The organism is Streptomyces flavidovirens DSM 40150, assembly GCF_000429085.1.
Lineage (GTDB): Bacteria > Actinomycetota > Actinomycetes > Streptomycetales > Streptomycetaceae > Streptomyces > Streptomyces flavidovirens.
On sequence record NZ_AUBE01000006.1, the window covers coordinates 184,150 to 201,763 of the forward strand.

At 71.5% G+C, this 17,614-nt stretch carries 10 protein-coding genes; 2 read left to right on the forward strand and 8 right to left on the reverse strand.

All coding sequences use genetic code 11. The features are described 5' to 3' along the window. Window positions 1–64 precede the first annotated feature (64 nt). The 6 genes from G412_RS0111980 to G412_RS0112005 form a co-directional block, all read right to left on the reverse strand. Complete coding sequence (locus G412_RS0111980) at window positions 65–1,918, reverse strand: GMC oxidoreductase (protein WP_028812311.1); 1,854 nt, start codon at window positions 1,916–1,918, stop codon at window positions 65–67. Between the two features lie 28 nt (window positions 1,919–1,946). Continuing rightward, window positions 1,947–3,563, reverse strand: a complete 1,617-nt coding sequence (locus G412_RS0111985; RefSeq protein WP_028812312.1) for a succinic semialdehyde dehydrogenase — start codon at window positions 3,561–3,563, stop codon at window positions 1,947–1,949. Window positions 3,564–3,706: 143 nt separating this feature from the next. Continuing rightward, a complete protein-coding gene (locus tag G412_RS0111990; RefSeq protein WP_037648552.1) occupies window positions 3,707–5,302 on the reverse strand; it encodes a serine/threonine-protein kinase in 1,596 nt (531 codons plus the stop codon). A gap of 130 nt (window positions 5,303–5,432) precedes the next feature. Continuing rightward, on the reverse strand, window positions 5,433–8,519 hold the full coding sequence (locus tag G412_RS41385) for a protein kinase (protein WP_028812314.1): 3,087 nt from the start codon (window positions 8,517–8,519) through the stop codon (window positions 5,433–5,435). Window positions 8,520–8,669: 150 nt separating this feature from the next. Beyond that, on the reverse strand, window positions 8,670–10,592 hold the full coding sequence (locus G412_RS0112000; RefSeq protein ID WP_028812315.1) for a serine/threonine-protein kinase: 1,923 nt from the start codon (window positions 10,590–10,592) through the stop codon (window positions 8,670–8,672). A gap of 234 nt (window positions 10,593–10,826) precedes the next feature. Next, the gene (locus G412_RS0112005; protein ID WP_028812316.1) at window positions 10,827–12,536 is read right to left on the reverse strand and encodes a glycerol-3-phosphate dehydrogenase/oxidase; all 1,710 of its coding nucleotides are present in this window, start codon (window positions 12,534–12,536) and stop codon (window positions 10,827–10,829) included. Between the two features lie 232 nt (window positions 12,537–12,768). On the opposite strand from G412_RS0112005, the gene G412_RS0112010 reads away from it, so the two are divergent. Together G412_RS0112010 and G412_RS0112015 are read left to right on the forward strand one after the other, a co-directional pair. Then, the gene (locus tag G412_RS0112010; protein ID WP_028812317.1) at window positions 12,769–14,031 is read left to right on the forward strand and encodes a nucleotide sugar dehydrogenase; all 1,263 of its coding nucleotides are present in this window, start codon (window positions 12,769–12,771) and stop codon (window positions 14,029–14,031) included. Between the two features lie 106 nt (window positions 14,032–14,137). Continuing rightward, complete coding sequence (locus G412_RS0112015; protein ID WP_028812318.1) at window positions 14,138–14,623, forward strand: hypothetical protein; 486 nt, start codon at window positions 14,138–14,140, stop codon at window positions 14,621–14,623. A gap of 174 nt (window positions 14,624–14,797) precedes the next feature. Here the strand turns inward: G412_RS0112015 and G412_RS0112020 are convergent, their stop codons facing one another. Both G412_RS0112020 and guaB read right to left on the reverse strand, forming a co-directional pair. Next, window positions 14,798–15,922 (reverse strand): GuaB3 family IMP dehydrogenase-related protein, encoded by a 1,125-nt coding sequence (locus G412_RS0112020; protein WP_028812319.1) that lies wholly within the window; start codon window positions 15,920–15,922, stop codon window positions 14,798–14,800. Window positions 15,923–16,028: 106 nt separating this feature from the next. After that, window positions 16,029–17,531 carry an IMP dehydrogenase gene (guaB, locus tag G412_RS0112025; protein ID WP_028812320.1) on the reverse strand — a complete coding sequence of 501 codons (1,503 nt, stop codon included), beginning with the start codon at window positions 17,529–17,531 and terminating at the stop codon, window positions 16,029–16,031. Between the last annotated feature and the right edge of the window lie 83 nt (window positions 17,532–17,614).

Sequence of the window (17,614 nt, forward strand, 5' to 3'; positions counted from 1 at the left end):
CACCGGTAGAGCCGGCAGGAGGGGCTGCACTCGGAGGGGGGTGCAGCCCCTTTTGCCTGTCCGCTCAACTCTTCGGCGGGACCACCGGCATGCCGAGGAACGGCAGCTTCAGCGCGCCGAAGGCATCCTTCGGCACCACGGGTGCCTTCGGCTCGATCGCCGCGAGGCGCTCGTACGCCGCTCCCTGCGCCGGGCGCACGTCCGGCTCGCCCTTGTTGGGCCAGTACGCCATGGCGCGCTCCGCCTGCGCGGTGATCGTCAGCGACGGGTTGACGCCCAGGTTGGCGGAGACCGCCGAGCCGTCGACCACCGAGATGCCCGGATGTCCGTACAGCCGGTGGTACGGGTCGATGACGCCCTGCTCCGGTGTGGCGCCGATCGGGCAGCCGCCCAGGAAGTGCGCGGTCAGCGGCGTACCCATGAGCTCACCGATGTTGCTGCCGGCGAAGCCGTTGATCTCCTCGGCGAGGAGCGTCGCGGCGCGCGCCGCCTCGGGGATCTGCTTCGGGTTGGGCGCGCCGTGGCCCTGGCGGGCGGTGAGCAGGCCCTTTCCGATGCCGCCCGGCTTGCGGTACGTCGTCAGGGAGTTGTCCAGCGACTGCATGACCAGGCCGATGATGGTCTTCTCCGACCAGCGGTAGTTGGACAGCGACCGCAGGGTGAGCAGCGGGTGTCTGGCGGCGTTGCCGAGCCAGCCCAGTGCGCGCGGGAACTTGTCGGCGTACGGCACCTGGATGATGGACATCGCGCCCATCGCGTTGGAGCCCTTGCCGTAACGCACCGGCTCGATGTGGGTGTTGTCGTCGGGGTGGATCGAGGACGTGATGGCGACGCCCCGTGTGAAGTCGGCCTTCTTCGCGCCGGTCTTCGCGCCGTGTTTCTTGCGGTAGCGGCGGTCGGTGGTCTGCGAGCCGACGAGGGCCTCGGAGTTGGTACGGGTCAGTTCGCCGAGCCGAGGTGAGATGCGGGGCAGGTCGCCGCGGTCCTTCATGGTGTGCAGGAGGGTCTGCGTACCGTACGTGCCGGCCGCGACGACGACCTGGCGGGCGCGCAGAGTGCGGGGCCTGGCCTTGCGGCGGGCGTCAGTGGGGACGGTGGCGACGCGGTAGCCGCCGTCCGGGTGTTCGGTGAGGCCGACGACGGAGGTCATGGGGTGGACGACGGCGCCGGCCTTCTCGGCGAGGTGGAGGTAGTTCTCGTTGAGGGTGTTCTTCGCGCCGTGCCGGCAGCCGGTCATGCACTCGCCGCATTCGGTGCAGGCTCTGCGGGACGGTCCGGCGCCGCCGAAGTAGGGGTCGGGAACTTCCTCGCCGGGCGCGGCCGTTGAATGACCGTCGGCGTCCTTGCCGTCGCCGTAGAAGACGCCGACCGGTGCCATGTGGAAGCTCCTCCCCACTCCCATGGCCTCGGCGGTCGCCTTCAGGTGTACGTCGGACGGCGTCATGGTCGGGTTGAGGCGCACCCCGAGCATGCGCCTGGCCTGGTCGTAGTACGGCGCGAGTTCGTCCTGCCAGTCGGTGATGTCCGCCCACTGCCGGTCCTGGAAGAAGGGAGCGGGGGGTACGTACAGCGTGTTGGCGTAGTTGAGGGAGCCGCCTCCCACTCCCGCGCCTGCCAGCACCATGACGTTCCCGAGCAGGTGCACGCGCTGGATGCCGAAGAGGCCGAGCGCGGGCGCCCACAGGTAGTTCTTGATGTCCCAGGAGGTCTTGGGCAGCGTCTCGCGGGTGAAGCGGCGGCCCGCTTCCAGGACGCCGACCCGGTAGCCCTTCTCCGTCAGGCGCAGCGCGGAGACGGACCCGCCGAAGCCGGATCCGACGACGATGACGTCGTAGTCGTAAGCGGAGTCGTGCGCGGAATCTGCCTCAGCTTCCTGGCTGTGGACAGACTGGCTGTGGACAGAGCTCTCCTGTGGCATTGGCGCTCCTCGTCGGAAAAACCTGGGATCAGCGGAAACGCAGGACCTTGAGCGCCTTCAGGCTGCTGCTCATGAACGCCGCGTACTTCTCGTCGTCCATGCCGAAGGAGGGGGCCATCGGGATCAGCCGCTGGTGGGCGACGGTCTGGGCCTCGGTGTACTTGAGGATGCCCTCGGAGCCGTGCCGGCGGCCGAGGCCGGATTCCTTCATGCCGCCCATCGGCGCCTGGACGCTGCCGTACGCGGGGGCGTAGCCCTCGTTGATGTTGACCGTGCCGGTGCGCAGCCGGGCGGCGATGGCGTGGCCGCGCTTGCCGTTCTTGGTCCATACGCTCGAATTGAGGCCGTACGGCGTGGCGTTGGCCTGCTCGACGACCTCGTCCTCGTCGGTGAACCGGTAGATGGAGACGACCGGGCCGAAGGTCTCCTCGGTGCACACCGCCATCGGTGCCTCGACGCCGTCCAGGATGGTCGGCTCGAAGAACAGCGGGCCGATGTCGGGGCGGGCGACGCCGCCCGCGACGAGCGTGGCGCCCTTGGCGACGGCTTCCTCGACGTGGCGCTTGACGTTCTCCAGCTGGCGTTCACCGGCGAGCGAGCCCATGTCGGCGCCGTACGCGAGGGACGTGCCGAGGCGCATCGCCTTCGTACGGGCGGCGAACCGGGCCACGAAGTCGTCGGCGACCGACTCGTGGACGTACAGCCGCTCGATGGAGATGCACAGCTGTCCGGCGGAGGAGAAGCAGGCGCGGACGGCGCCCGCCGCAGCCTTCTCGATGTCGGCGTCCTCCAGGACCAGCATGGCGTTCTTGCCGCCGAGTTCGAGGGATACGCCGATGAGGCGGGCGGCGGCGCCCCGGGCGACCTCGCGGCCGGTGCGGGTCGAGCCGGTGAAGGAGACGTAGTCGGCGTGCTTGACGATCTCCGGGCCGACGACCGGTCCGTCGCCGAGGACCACCTGGAAGACCTCGGCGGGCAGACCGGCCTCGACGAGCAGGTCACGGGCCCACAGGGCGGTCAGCGCGGTCTCGGTGTCGGGCTTCATCACGACGGCGTTGCCGGAGACGAAGGCGGGCAGCGCGTCGCCGATCGACAGCTCGAAGGGGTAGTTCCAGGGGGCGATCTGGCCGACGACACCGCGCGGCTGGCGTAGCTCGGTGACCTTCGTCAGGGTCGGGATCGCGCCGGTGCGCCGCTTGGGCCTGAGGTACGAGGCGGCCTTGCGCCCGTAGTGGCGGGCGGCTATCGCGACGGCCTGGACCTCCTCGTGCGCGTGCAGGCGGGCCTTGCCGGTCTCCAGCTGAATCAGGTCGAGGACTTCGGCCTGGCGCTCCAGCACCAGGTCGTGGAAGCGGAGCAGGATCGCGGCGCGCTGCCGCACGGGTACGGCTGCCCAGACGGGCTGGGCCGCGCGGGCCCGCGCGAAGGCGGTGGCGACGTCCTCCGGGGTGGACTCGGGCAGGTCGGCCAGCTTCTCGCCGGTGAAGGGCGTGTGGTTCGCGGTGCGGCCGGAACCGACCACGTCACGCGTGAGCTGTGCGACCACCTCGGGGGTGACCACGTCTGCCGCGGTGCGCGCACCTGCGGGGGCGGCGGCGGTGGGGTTCGTACCGAGGGCGGCTGCGGGGGCCTGCGAGTCCGTCATGAGGGCGAGAGTAAGCCTCCGGCGATCCTTTTGGTACCCGTCGGTAATACCTTTTCGCCGGCCCCTCACCACCGTGCCAGTGTTCACTGGCAAATAAGCCGTGATCAGGGGCTTGTGTCAGGTCTCGGGGCCCGGTTCGCGGTCTAACCGCGGGCGAACGAGTCGAGGGCGGTGTCGAAGTGCCGCTTGCCGTCGTCCTGCCTGCTGACCGGCGCCGAGACCCAGACGTCGTACATGAGACCGCCCTCCTCCCAGCACAGGTCGTACGTGTGCCGGTCCTCGTCGCCCGGCTCGAAACCGTCCCGGACGAACTCCCACAGCGCGGCGGCCAGCCCGTTGTGCGTGGTCCGGGTGACCTTGCCGGCGCGATAGCCGGGGTGGGTGTCCGGGCCCTTCGCGTGCGCCCGCCGCATCTCGCCGAGCGGGCCGCCCGCTACGGGGCTCTGCTGGCGTACGCCGACTCTGATGCTCTTGTCCGGCGACAGGTACGACACCCCGTTGTCGTCGGCCGAGCGGTCGTAACCCTCGGGGACCGCGAGCGTGAAGCCCGCCGGGTCGGTCACCCTGCGGTAGCCGGGCGGCGGCGTGCGGGCGGCGTCGGCCGTGCCGGTCGGGGCGTGCACTCCGCCGCCGGGACGCGTCGACACGGTCGAGGTGACCGTGCGGGTGGGCGCGGAGTCCGTACGGCCGCCGCCACTGCTGTCACCGTCGCCGTCGCCGTCGCGCAGGAACAGCGTCGCCGTCGCCGCTCCCGCCCCCGCCATCACGGCGACGAGCATGCTCGCGACGAGCGCGCCCCGGACACCGCCGAACCGGGGGCGCGACGACTTGGCGGCGAGGGGGATGCGCGGATGCGTGGCCGCGCAGGGAGCCGCGGAGTCGGGGGCCACGCCGGTCGCGAGGAACGCGAACAGCAGCCGCTCCGCCTCGGCCGCGCCGAGTCTGCGCTCCGGATCGCGCTCCAGGAGGCGTCGTACGACGGGAAGCAGCGGGCCCGCGGCGGCGGGCGGCACGATCGGGTCGTGCATGACGGCGCACAGCACGCCGCTCAAGGAGTCGCGGTGGAAGGGGGACTCGCCGCTCACGGCCGTACACAGCAGCACGCCGAGCGACCACAGGTCGGAGGCCGGGCCCGCGGCCCGGCCCTCCATCCGCTCGGGCGCGGTGTACTCGGGAGAGCCGACGAAGGACCCGGCGTCGGTGATCGTCGTACCGCCGTCGAGCCGCGCGATCCCGAAGTCGGTGAGGACGACCCGGCCGGTGCCCGCCTCCAGCAGGACGTTGTCCGGCTTGAGGTCCCGGTGCAGTACGCCGCGCTCATGGGCCATGCGGAGCGCGCCGACCAGCGCCAGGCCGATCCGTGCGGCTTCGCGGACGTCGAACGGGCCGTCGGCGGCGATCCGGTCGGCGAGCGAATCGCCGTCGATCCGCTCCATGATGATGTACGACAGTCCGGCGCCGAGTTCCTCGACGATGTCGTGGACGACGATCACATGCGGGTGGACCAGCTGGGCCACGGTCCTGGCCTCGCGCAGCGCCCGCTCGCGCCGCAACTGCGCGTCGGCGGCGGGCAGGCCGGGCTCGTCGCCTCCGAAGTGGAGCTCCTTGACGGCTACCTGCCGGCCGAGCAGCTCGTCGGTCGCCTGCCAGACGGTGCCCATGCCGCCGCGCCCCAACTGGTCGCCGAGACGGTACCGACCGGCGATCAGGCGGCCGCCGCCCCCGGTCCCGCCGGTCATCGCGTGTGAGTGGTCCACGTCTCCTGTCCCTGTCCCGCTCCTGTCCTGGACCGCTCCTGTCCCCTGGACCGCTCCTGGCCCCCGGCCCGCTCCTGTCCCCTGGCCGCCTTCCACGAGTTCAAGGGGCTGGTCAGCCGCCCGTCACCCGATAGGCCTTCGTGGCCTGTTCGTAGATCTCGGTGACCTTGTCGCGCTGGGATTCCGGGCCGATCGCCTGGACGACGTGATAGCGGTCACCGACGATCATCGCGAGGTTACGGACGTACACATCGCGCCCGCTGCTGTCCTGCCAGGTGAACTGGCCTTCCGCCATGGCCTGCTGCCCCACGTCGATGCGGCGCAGCCCGTGCTGGGTCGACCAGGAGGAGTCCCTGACCGGCTGGAGTTCGCGCTCCTTCTTGAGCTGGTAGTCCATCGGGTCGCTGCCGTGCTCCTTGACGGTGTCACGGCCGGGGACTATCAGCAGCTCGAATCCGCTGCCCCGGTAACGGACTTGGCCCGCGTCATTGACCGGCCGCCGCTCCCAACCCTTATCCACGGCTACCTGAAACCCCTCGGGGTCCTTGCGGACCTCGTACCCCTTGGCCACATCGGTGGCCGGAACGGAGGTCTGCGGCTGCTGGGAGCCGGGCGTCTCCTGCGCGGGCGGGGGCGTCGACTCGGTCCCCGCCGAGGGACCGGGGGTGGTGGGCGCACCGGTGCTCCGGCTGTCGCCCGCGTTCTTGGGGGCGCTCCGATTTCCGTCCTGGCTTCCGTCCTCCTCGCCGGCCTTCGGCATGAAGACCATCGCGTAGACGAGCGCGGCCGTCAGGCCGAGGAGGATCAGGAGGAGGAGCGTACGCCCGAGTGCACGGGGGCCGCCGCGCTGCTTCTTCTGGATTCGCGGCTCCCTGATCCGCGGCTCGCGGGGCGCCCTAGGCTCCCTCGGCGCCCCCGCGTCTCCTCTGGTCCTGGTCTTCTTGTGCCGGTGGCGGCCGTGCACGTCGGACGCCCTGGCGCGGCGCTTGCGTACGAGCTCGCCTCGGCGGCGCACGATGGGAAGCCGCGCGGCGTCGACGGCGGGCAGCGGCACGATGTCCGCACCGGCCTCCGGTTCGGGCGCCGACCGTACGAGCGAGCGGAGCCAGCCGCGCAGTTCCTCGAAGTCGGGCCGCTCGGTGGGGTCCTGGCGCAGCAGCGACTCGACGACGGGACGCAGCGGGCCGCACTCCTCGGCGAAGGCGGGCGGCTCGGCGCAGACGAGCTGCACCAGCTCTACGGCGCTCTCCTCCGGGTACGGGGCGTGGCCCTGCACGGTACGGAAGAGGAGCGCTCCCAGGGCCCAGAGGTCGGTGGAGGGGCCGATGGGCGGGGCGAGCTGCCAGTTCTCGTGGACCGACCCGGCCTGTTCGGGCGCCCAGCGCTCGGTGACGGCGCCGACGACGGCGATCCGGGCCTGCCGGGCGCGCTCGGCGGCGAGCGGATTGGCGGGCCCCCGGTACACGTCGACCTGGCCGCCGTGCTCGCCGTGTCCGCCGTTCTCGCCCTGCCCGCCCTGTCCGCCCTGTCCGCGCGCCACGACCTCTTCCCAGCTGCGGGCCCGGGTCGGGGCGGGGCCGGGGCCGGCGTGCGTCTCGGCGCCGGGGTGGCCTGGCCGGGGTGCCTGGGCCTGGCCGTGCCGCTGATCCGGCAGCTGACCGTGGCGCTGCCCGTACGTACCGCTTCCCTGCGCCGGTGTCCGGTGTCCGGCCTGGGCGGGGGGCATGCCTTGGATGCCTTGCGCCGGGCCCTGGTCTTGGCGCGGCCCTTGGTCTCGGCCTTGGCGCGGCCCCTGGCCCTCGCGCGGCCCTTGGTCTTGGCGCCGCCCTTGGCCCCAGCCCTGGTCCTGGTCCCATCCCTGCTCCCAGGCCTGGCCCTGGTCCGGCGCCGGGCCGCCGGCCCGGCGCTGTACCGGGCCCGGCTCCGGACGGCGGTCCTGGCCGCGTCGCAGGCCGTCGGCTCGCATTCCGTCGCCCGCGGGGGAGCGGGGGACCGCGCCGTGCCAGGAGTCGTCGAAGTCGCCGGACGCGGCCGGGGGGCGGCTGCCTCCAGCGCCACCGGGGGCCGCCGGGGCGGAGCCCGGCGCTCCGCCGGCACCCGGATGCCGGCCGGCGCCGGGGGCCGCCGGGGCGGAGCCCGGCGCTCCGCCGGCACCCGGATGCCGGCCGGCGGCGGTGCCGGGCCGGCCCGGACGGGTGCCGTCCTGCCAGGTGCCGGCCAGTTCCTGCCGCTGGGGGCGCTCGGCGGATGCGGGTCCGGGCGACGCGGGCGTGGGCTCGGCGTCGACGTACGGGCTGATCGCGCGCGGGCCCCCGGCCGGGCGCTGGGCCGGGAACGGGCCTGTGCCGCCCGGGCGCTGCTCCTCGGTGCCCCGTGCCGCTGCGCGGGCGCCCGCGCGGTACGCCGCGATGGCTCCGGCGCGCGCGGCCCGGACCTCGGCGGCGGGGCTTCCGCCCCCCGCGGGCGACGCGGTGCGCACCGCGTCGCCAGGAGCGGGAGCGGCGGCACCGCCGTACCGCGCGGACGGCTCGTGCCCCGTGACCCGGCCGGGGCCGCCCCAACTGCCGCCCCCCTCTTCCGCGTCCGTCGCCGACTCCGCCGGTACGGGAACCGGGGCGTACCCGCAGAGCGCCTCCTCGGCGGCTCCGGCCGCGAGCCCGGTCAGGACGATGCGGCCGTCGTCGCAGACGAGCACCGTGCGGACGGTGATGTTCCGGTGGGTCCAGCCATGCGCGTGCAGGACCCGCAGAGCGGTCAGCACGTCGGCGGCGATCTCGGCAGCCCGGTAGGGATTGAGCGGCTTCTCGGCGAGCAGCGCCGCCAGCGGTCGCGCCGCCACCAGTTCACTCACTATCCACAGCGAGCCGCCCTCGGCGAAGACGTCGAAGACCTGGTCGAGCCTGGGGTGGTCGGGGATCTGCGCGGCAGCCTGCGCCGCCTCGATGGCCCGCCGTACGGCAGGATCGGTCGGCCGCCGCGTCGTACGTCCGGCCGCGCGCCGCCCCGCCGCCGCCCCGCCACCGCCCTCGCCGTCCAGGATCTCCGCTTCCACGACCTCAGGCAGCGGCACCTGACGGACCAGCACTTCCTGGCCGCTGTACGTGTCGAACGCCCTGGTCTCGACGAGCTCGTACGCATCGGAAGGCGGCAGGGGAAGGCGGTAGCGGTCGGCGAGCACCCGTCCCGCATAGTCGTCCACGACGCCTCCCCAGAGCGCGCTGTACCTCCGACCCGGTGCACCGGCACCAAGTCGTCAATTCCGGTCGCGTACGGTCAGTCCACGAGCTCTCACGATACGTGGCCGGGCCCGGCCGTGCGCAGAGTCTCAGCAACCCGGCGGTCTCGTATGTCAGTCCTTCGGCTGGAACGTGTCGAACGCCGTCTCGCGCAGCGTCCGGCACTCCTTTCCGTTCCACTCGCTCGCCTTGCAGGTCACCATGATGGAGTAACCGCGCTTCGCGTCCACTTTGAAGCCCCGGTTGAGCACATGCGTCCGCATTCCCCGGCTGTCGCGCTCGAACTCCCAGTCGGCGGTGGTCGGGTAGCCGTTGTAGTCGACGGTCCGTATCTCGAGGTGCTTGTAGTTGTTGCTCCTCGCGGCGACTCCGAGCCGGGCCGCGGCCCAGGCCGCCCGCGCGTCGCCGCCCGGACTGTCGGTGAAGTCGACCTGGACGCTCGGGTATCCGCCGTTCCTGTTGTACTCACCGCCGGAGTTCGCGCCCGCTATGCGGTTGCGCTGGAACCCCTTGGGCATCGCCATCGTGAAGTGGAACCGGTCGTCGCTGACCTTCACGTACCCCTCGGGCAGCCCGCCGTCCTTCGCCGGGTCGCCGGTCCCGGAGTCGTCGGAATCACCCTGACCGTCGTCGTTGCCCGCGTTCTCACCCTGGCCGTCGTCCTGGCCCTGGCCCTGACCCGGAGCCTGGCTCTGGCTCTTCCCGCCGTCGGCTTCCTTGCCCTTGTCCGCGTCGCCCTTGGCGTCGCCGCCGGCCGTGGCACCGCTCGAAGCGGACGTCCCGTCCTTGGACTTGCCCTGGGCGCCGCCCTCGTTCCCGCCACCGTTCAGCGCGACGGCGAGCACGGTGCCGATCAGCGCCAGCGCGGCGACCACCGCCACTATCACCAGCGTGCGACGCGGTACGACATCGGTGAGCGAGGCCCGGGCCGGCGGCCTCGGACCCGTCGCGGGCTGCGCCTGCCGCTGCGCCTGGGAGCGCGCCTGGGCAGCCTGCTTCTGCTTGGCCGCCTGGGCCGCCGCCGCGTTGCGTACGGACTTCAGCGCGCTCCGCATCCGCTCGCTCGTGGCCGGGCCCTCGCCCGCCCCCGCGTCACTCCTGGCCGGCCGTACCGCGCTGAGCACGTCCTCGGGGACGGGCGGCAGCGCCACGACCCGTGTCGCCTCCAGCGACGGCTCGGGCTCGTCCGGCTTTTCGGGCAGATGGATCACGTCGTTGAGGAGAGCGCGCGCGCCCGCCTCGTCGAGCCGCTGAGCGGGGTCCTTGGCCAACAGGCCGTAGATGACCTCTTCCAGCGGCCCCGCGTTCTTCGGCGGGTCGAGCGGCTCGGTCATCACAGCCGTGAGGGTCGCTATCGCCGACCCCTTGTCGTACGGCGGGGTGCCCTCCACCGACGCGTACAGCAGACCGCCCAGCGACCACAGGTCGGCGGCCGGGCCCGGCTTGTGACCACGGGCCCGCTCCGGCGAGATGTACGAGGGCGCGCCCACCAGCATGCCGGTCGAGGTGATCGAGGGGTCGCCTTCGACCTGCGCGATGCCGAAGTCGGTCAGCACGACCCGGCCGTCCTCGGAGATCAGGACGTTGGACGGCTTCACATCGCGGTGCAGGATGCCCTCGCGGTGCGCGGAGCGCAGTACGTCGAGAATCGCGAGCCCCACCTCAGCGGCACGGCGCGGCGTCAGCAGTCCGTCCTGGCGCACGACATCGGCCAGTGACTTGCCCTCGATCAGCTCCATGACGATCCACGGCCGGTCGTCCTCGTCGACGACGTCGTAGACGGTCACGGCGCCGTTGTTACGGATCCGGGCGATCGCCTTCGCCTCACGCAGCGTGCGCGTGATGAGCCGGCGCTTCTCCTCTTCGTCGATGCTCGTGGGGAAGCGCAGTTCCTTCACCGCGACCGTGCGGCCCAGCGTCTCGTCGACCGCGCGCCAGACCGTACCCATGCCGCCCCGGCCGAGCACCTCTCCGAGCCGGTACCGCCCCGCGAGAAGACGCCCCTGGGGGTCCTTGGACTGCTCCGCCTCCGACATGCGTCCCCTCTGCGATCCCTGATCTTCGCCCGCGATGGCTGCGTTCCAGGGTGATGCTGTAACAAGCCCTGGCAGAGCCTTCATTGTCCCTCACCGCGCGACCGATCGTGGTCCCGGGTCGCCGGGGCCTGCGCACAGCACGAACAAAAGGGACCACGCGCAGGTCACAGCAGTGTCAGGACAGCTCCACCGAACCTCCCCACCACCTCGCCGAGTTCACCGCATCACGGCCAGTCACTGGATCGGCGCGATGTCCGGGGCCCCCAGCCGCGCCGCGTCGGCCGTCTGATCGTCCGGCTGGAGCTGCGACTCCCGCTCCGCCTCCACCCGCTTCTCGTAGTGCTCGACCTCCTTCTGGATCTGCTTCTTGTCCCAGCCGAGCACCGGCGCCATCAACTCCGCGCACTCCCGCGCACTGCGCGTCCCCCGGTCGAAGGTCTCGATGGAAATGCGCGTACGCCGTGTCAGTACGTCGTCGAGATGCCGCGCCCCTTCATGCGAGGCGGCGTACACGACCTCGGCCCGCAGATAGTCGTCCGCCGCGCTCAACGGGTCGCCAAGGCCCGGGTCACGGGCGATCAGCTCCAGCAGCTCCTCGGCCAGCGAGCCGTACCGGTTCAACAAGTGCTCCACGCGCACCACATGAAGTCCCGCCCGCGCCGCGATCCGCGCTCGCGCGTTCCACAGTGCCCGGTACCCCTCGGCCCCGGCGAGCGGCACGTCCTCCGTCACGCAGGCGGCGACCCGCTGGTCGAGTGCGTGCACCGCCTCGTCCACGGCGTCCTTCGCCATCACCCGGTACGTCGTGTACTTGCCGCCCGCGACCACGACGAGCCCCGGCACCGGGTGCGCCACCGTGTGCTCGCGCGAGAGCTTGCTGGTGGCGTCCGACTCGCCGGCCAGCAGCGGCCGCAGGCCGGCGTACACGCCCTGCACGTCGTCGCGCGTCAGGGGCACCGCCAGCACCGAGTTCACATGCTCCAGCAAATAGTCGATGTCCGCGCTGGACGCCGCCGGATGCGCCTTGTCGAGGTCCCAGTCGGTGTCGGTCGTGCCCACGATCCAGTGCCGCCCCCAGGGGATGACGAACAGCACCGACTTCTCGGTCCGCAGGATCAGCCCGGTCGACGAGTGGATCCGGTCCTTCGGTACGACCAGATGGATGCCCTTGGACGCCCGCACATGGAACTGCCCGCGCTCGCCGATCAGCGCCTGGGTGTCGTCCGTCCACACACCGGTCGCGTTGACGACCTGCTTGGCCCTGACCTCGTACTCCCCGCCGCCCTCCAGGTCCCGCACCCGCGCTCCGACAACCCGCTCGCCCTCGCGCAGGAAGCCGACGACGCGTGCCCGGTTGGCGACGTGCGCGCCGTACTGCGAGGCCGTGCGGACCAGTGTCGTCACATAGCGCGCGTCGTCCATCTGGGCGTCGTAGTACTGCAACGCGCCGACCAGAGCGTCCTTCTTCAGCGCGGGCGCCACCCGCAGGGCGCGCTTGCGGGAGAGGTGACGGTGCATCGGCAGTCCGCGCCCGTGCCCGGACGACACGGACATCGCGTCGTACAGCGCGACACCCGACCCGGCGTACCACCGCTCCCACCCCTTGTGCTGGAGCGGGTAGAGGAACGGCACGGGTTTGACGAGATGCGGTGCCAGCCGCTCCAGCAGCAGTCCGCGTTCCTTCAGCGCTTCCCGTACGAGCGCGAAGTCGAGCATCTCCAGATAGCGCAGCCCGCCGTGAATCAGCTTGCTCGACCGGCTCGACGTGCCCGAGGCCCAGTCCCGCGCCTCGACCAGACCGGTCGAGAGCCCGCGCGTGACGGCGTCGAGAGCCGTCCCCGCACCGACCACTCCGGCGCCCACGACGAGCACGTCCAGTTCACGCTCGGCCATCGCCGCGAGCGCCTCGGCGCGCTCGGCGGGTCCCAGTGTCGCTGTCCTCACTGCTGCCTCCCGTAGTGGTCGGGGTGGCCGGGATCACATCCCTGCCTCCTCGATTCTGTCTGTGCCGCCCGTCTTCAGCCACCGACTGTGGACAACACTCCCGCGCCCCGGCCTCCCACAATGCCGCATAACGGTCATATTTACGCTTAGTCTGAAATTGCGCTCGCTCGAACTGTCCACAGGGCTTGCGTCTTGCCTCCCCTCCGGCTACTGGGAAGGACGGCCCACCGCCATGCCCGCAGATCTCGCCGTCATCGGACTCGGCCACCTCGGCCTGCCCCTCGCCCAGGCCGCAGTCGCCTCCGGCATCAACACCATCGGCTACGACACCGACCCACACCGCCTCGCGGACCTCGCCGCCGGGCGCGCGCCGGGCGACGGCTCCCTCACCGCCGCCGACCTGCGCCGCATGCTGGCCGGCGGCTTCCGTACCGTCAGGGCCCCCGCCGAGCTGGGCCGGGTCCGTACCGCCGTCATCTGTGCCCCCACCCCGCTCGGCGCCGACCGTACGCTCGACCTCAGCGCCGTCGGCGACGCCGCCAGGGCCCTGGCGGCGCAACTGCGCCCGCACACCACCGTGCTGCTCGAATCCGCCGCCTACCCCGGCACCACGGAAGAATTCCTGCGCCCCATCCTCGAAGAAGGCTCCGGACTGCGCGCGGGCCGCGACTTCCACCTCGCGTACTCCCCCAGTCGGGTGGATCCGGGCAGTCGGCTGCACAGTTTCGCCGGCACCCCGCAGGTCATCGGCGGCCTCACCCCCGCCTGCACCGAATCGGCCGTCGCCTTCTACGCGCGCCTCACCGACAAGGTGGTCCGCGCACGCGGACCACGCGAGGCCGAGACCGTCGGCGTACTCGAAACGAACTACCGACACGTGAACATCGCACTGGTCAACGAGATGGCCGTGCTCTGCCACGACCTCGGCGTCGACCTCTGGGACGTCATCCGCTGCGCCGAGACCAAGCCCTTCGGCTTCCAGGCGTTCCGTCCGGGACCCGGCGTCGGCGGTCACGGCGTCCCCGTCGACCCCAATTACATCCCGCACAGCAGCCGCACCCCCGGCCACCCCCTGCGCATGGTCGGCCTCGCGCAGGAAATCAACGACCGCATGCCGCAGTACGTCATCCAGCGCTGCGCCACGCTCCTCAACGAGCACGGGAAATCCGCCCGCGGCGCCCGCGTCCTGCTGCTCGGCATCACCTACAAGCCGGACCTGGCCGACCAGCAGGGGTCCCCCGCGCAGGAGATCGCCACCCGCCTGATGGACCTGGGCGCCCAGATCGGCTACCACGACCCGCTCGTCCCCGACTGGCGCGTACGTGACGTCCCGGTTCCCCGCGCCGACTCCCTCTACGAGGCGGCCGCCAACGCGGACCTGACGGTACTTCTGCAGAACCACCGCACGTACGACCTCCAGGCGCTGGCGGTAAAGGCCCAGCTCCTCCTCGACACGCGGGGCGCGTCCCCGACGGGCGCGAGCCACCGCCTCTGAGCGCCGAGGGGTACGGGAATTCCCAGGTCCACTGTGTACGGGGCTGCTAGCCTGCGGCGTCATTTCCCGCACACCCGTGCGCATGCATCCCTGGGGGGATTCTCAGATGAGCCAGCCCGTACCGCCGCCGTCCTCCGGCAATCCGTTCGCCGACGGCGCCTACCCGCAGACGCCGGCCCCGGCCAGGGCGCGCGACAACGTCGCCCTGGGCGTCGCGGCGGCCTTCGCCACCGCGCTCGTCAGCGCCGGGATCTACGGCGGCATCATCGGCGCCATCGATTACCAGATCGGCTTCGCGGCCGTCGGTGTCGGCTACCTCATCGGCCTCGCGGCCGGCAAGGCCGGCGGCGGCAACCCCGCCCTGCCGGTGGTGAGCGCGATCCTCTCGCTGGGCGCGGTCTACCTCGGCCAGCTACTGGGCCTGGCGATCGCCCTCTCCGACATCCTCCGCCTCACCGTGACGGAGCTCTTCTTCGAGAACTTCGAACTGCTGACCACGGGCTGGAAGGAACAGGCGGGACCGATGTCCTTCCTCTTCCTCGCCATAGGCGCCTTCGCCGCCTTCTCGGCCGCCAAGAAGTCAGCGGCCTGAGAAGGCGGCGAAGGGGCGGCCGGCCGAAGGTGAGTGGCCCGGCGATCCGTCAGCCGAAGGCCCGTCACCAGCCTGTCGAAGCACACGCTCTCCGGGAAGAAACGGGGCCGACCAGCACGTCGCCCCGCCCGGAAAACCGGGCGGGGCGAAGCGTGGAACGCGTACGCGCAGGGGTCAGCGCTTGTGCTCGGCCGGGGAGACCGTCACCTCGACGCGCTGGAACTCCTTGAGCTCGCTGTAGCCCGTCGTCGCCATCGAGCGGCGCAGCGCGCCGAACAGGTTCATCGAGCCGTCCGGGGTGTGCGACGGGCCGAGGAGGATCTCCTCGGTCGTGCCGACCGCGCCCAGGTCCATGCGCTTTCCGCGCGGCACGTCCTCGTGGACGGCCTCCATGCCCCAGTGGTGGCCGCGGCCCGGCGCGTCGGTCGCGCGAGCCAGCGGGGAGCCCATCATCACGGCGTCCGCGCCGCAGGCGATGGCCTTGGGCAGGTCGCCGGACCAGCCCACGCCGCCGTCCGCGATGACGTGCACGTACCGGCCACCGGACTCGTCCATGTAGTCGCGGCGGGCGGCTGCCACGTCGGCGACGGCGGTCGCCATCGGGACCTGGATGCCCAGCACGTTGCGCGTGGTGTGCGCGGCGCCGCCGCCGAAGCCGACGAGGACGCCGGCCGCGCCCGTACGCATCAGGTGCAGCGCGGCGGTGTACGTCGCGCAGCCGCCCACGATGACCGGCACATCGAGTTCGTAGATGAACTGCTTCAGGTTCAGCGGCTCGGCGGCGCCCGACACGTGCTCGGCGGAGACCGTGGTCCCGCGGATCACGAAGATGTCGACACCGGCGTCCACGACGGCCTTGGAGAACTCAGCCGTACGCTGCGGCGACAGCGCGGCGGCGGTGACGACGCCCGAGTCGCGCACCTCCTTGATGCGCTGCCCGATCAGGTCCGCCTTGATGGGGGCGGCGTAGATCTCCTGGAGGCGGCGGGTCGCGGTCTCGTCGTCGAGCTCCGCGATCTCCTGGAGCAGCGGCTCCGGGTCCTCGTACCGCGTCCACAGACCTTCGAGGTTCAGTACGCCGAGACCGCCCAGCTCACCGATGCGGATGGCGGTCTGCGGCGAGACGACGGAGTCCATCGGAGCGGCCAGGAACGGCAGCTCGAAACGATAGGCGTCGATCTGCCAGGCGATCGAGACCTCCTTCGGGTCTCGGGTGCGCCGGCTCGGCACGATGGCGATGTCGTCGAACGCGTACGCCCTGCGGCCGCGCTTGCCGCGCCCGATCTCGATCTCAGTCACGTGTGTGGCCTTTCCCTCTTGGTATGCCGTTCCAGTATCCCCGACACACACGGGAGGGGCGGCCCCAGGGAATCTCCGGGGCCGCCCCTCAGCGCGTATGCGCCTGTTACTTCCTGCTGTAGTTCGGCGCCTCGACCGTCATCTGGATGTCGTGCGGGTGGCTCTCCTTGAGACCCGCCGAGGTGATCCGTACGAACCGGCCGTTCTGCTGAAGCTCCGGAATCGTCCGGCCGCCGACATAGAACATCGACTGACGCAAGCCCCCCGCGAGCTGGTGCACGACGGCGGACAGCGGACCCCGGTAGGGCACCTGGCCCTCGATACCCTCGGGCACGAGCTTGTCGTCGGTGCCGACGCCCTCCTGGAAGTACCGGTCCTTGGAGTACGACTTGGCCTGGCCGCGGGACTGCATCGCGCCCAGCGAGCCCATGCCGCGGTACGACTTGAACTGCTTGCCGTTGATGAACATCAGCTCGCCCGGCGACTCCTCGCAGCCCGCGAGCAGCGAGCCGAGCATCACCGTGTCGGCGCCCGCGACGATCGCCTTCGCGATGTCGCCGGAGTACTGGAGGCCGCCGTCACCGATGACCGGCACACCGGCCGCCTTCGCGGCGAGCGAGGCCTCGTAGATCGCGGTGACCTGCGGTACGCCGATGCCGGCGACGACGCGGGTCGTGCAGATGGAGCCGGGTCCGACGCCGACCTTGATGCCGTCGCAGCCGGCGTCGATGAGCGCCTGGGCGCCGTCGCGGGTGGCGACGTTGCCGCCGATGACGTCGACCGTGGAGTTCGACTTGATCTTGGCGACCATGTCGCCGACGAGCCGGGAGTGGCCGTGGGCGGTGTCGACGACGATGAAGTCGACGCCCGCCTCGATGAGTGCCTGGGCGCGGTCGTACGCGTCACCGGCGACACCGACGGCCGCGCCGACGAGCAGCCGGCCCTCGGCGTCCTTGGCGGCGTTCGGGTACTTCTCGGCCTTGACGAAGTCCTTGACCGTGATGAGGCCCTTGAGGATGCCCGCGTCATCGACCAGCGGAAGCTTCTCGATCTTGTGGCGGCGCAGGAGCTGGACCGCGTCCACGCGGGAGATGCCGACCTTGCCCGTGACGAGCGGCATCGGGGTCATGATCTCGCGGACCTGGCGCGCGCGGTCGGTCTCGAAGGCCATGTCGCGGTTGGTGACGATGCCGAGCAGCTTGCCCGCCGGGTCGGTCACCGGCACGCCGCTGATGCGGAACTTCGCGCACAGCTCGTCGGCCTCACCGAGCGTGGTGTCCGGGCGCACGGTGATGGGGTCGGTCACCATGCCGGACTCGGAGCGCTTGACGAGGTCGACCTGGTTGGCCTGGTCGGCGATCGACAGGTTGCGGTGCAGCACACCGACACCGCCCTGCCGTGCCATGGCGATGGCCATGCGCGACTCGGTGACCTTGTCCATCGCGGCGGACAGCAGCGGGACGTTCACCCGTACGTTCTTCGAGATGTACGAGGAGGTGTCGATCTGGTCGGGCGCCATGTCCGACGCGCCGGGCAGCAGCAGCACGTCGTCGTAGGTAAGCCCGAGCATCGCGAACTTCTCGGGCACTCCGTCGACGTTGGCAGTCATGCCTGACACCTTCCCAAATGGTCTTGCTCGGCGCGGATGTCCATGCTAACGGGATCGTGCGGTGTCTCATTCCACGAGCAAGA

What these genes read in the sequence shown, in the direction of transcription:
- G412_RS0111980 (WP_028812311.1), bottom strand. Translation starts at nt 1,918, where the DNA reads ATGCCACAGGAGAGCTCTGTCCACAGCCAGTCTGTCCACAGCCAGGAA.
- G412_RS0111985 (WP_028812312.1), bottom strand. Translation starts at nt 3,563, where the DNA reads ATGACGGACTCGCAGGCCCCCGCAGCCGCCCTCGGTACGAACCCCACC.
- G412_RS0111990 (WP_037648552.1), bottom strand. Translation starts at nt 5,302, where the DNA reads ATGACCGGCGGGACCGGGGGCGGCGGCCGCCTGATCGCCGGTCGGTAC.
- G412_RS0112000 (WP_028812315.1), bottom strand. Translation starts at nt 10,592, where the DNA reads ATGTCGGAGGCGGAGCAGTCCAAGGACCCCCAGGGGCGTCTTCTCGCG.
- G412_RS0112010 (WP_028812317.1), top strand. Translation starts at nt 12,769, where the DNA reads ATGCCCGCAGATCTCGCCGTCATCGGACTCGGCCACCTCGGCCTGCCC.
- G412_RS0112015 (WP_028812318.1), top strand. Translation starts at nt 14,138, where the DNA reads ATGAGCCAGCCCGTACCGCCGCCGTCCTCCGGCAATCCGTTCGCCGAC.
- guaB (WP_028812320.1), bottom strand. Translation starts at nt 17,531, where the DNA reads ATGACTGCCAACGTCGACGGAGTGCCCGAGAAGTTCGCGATGCTCGGG.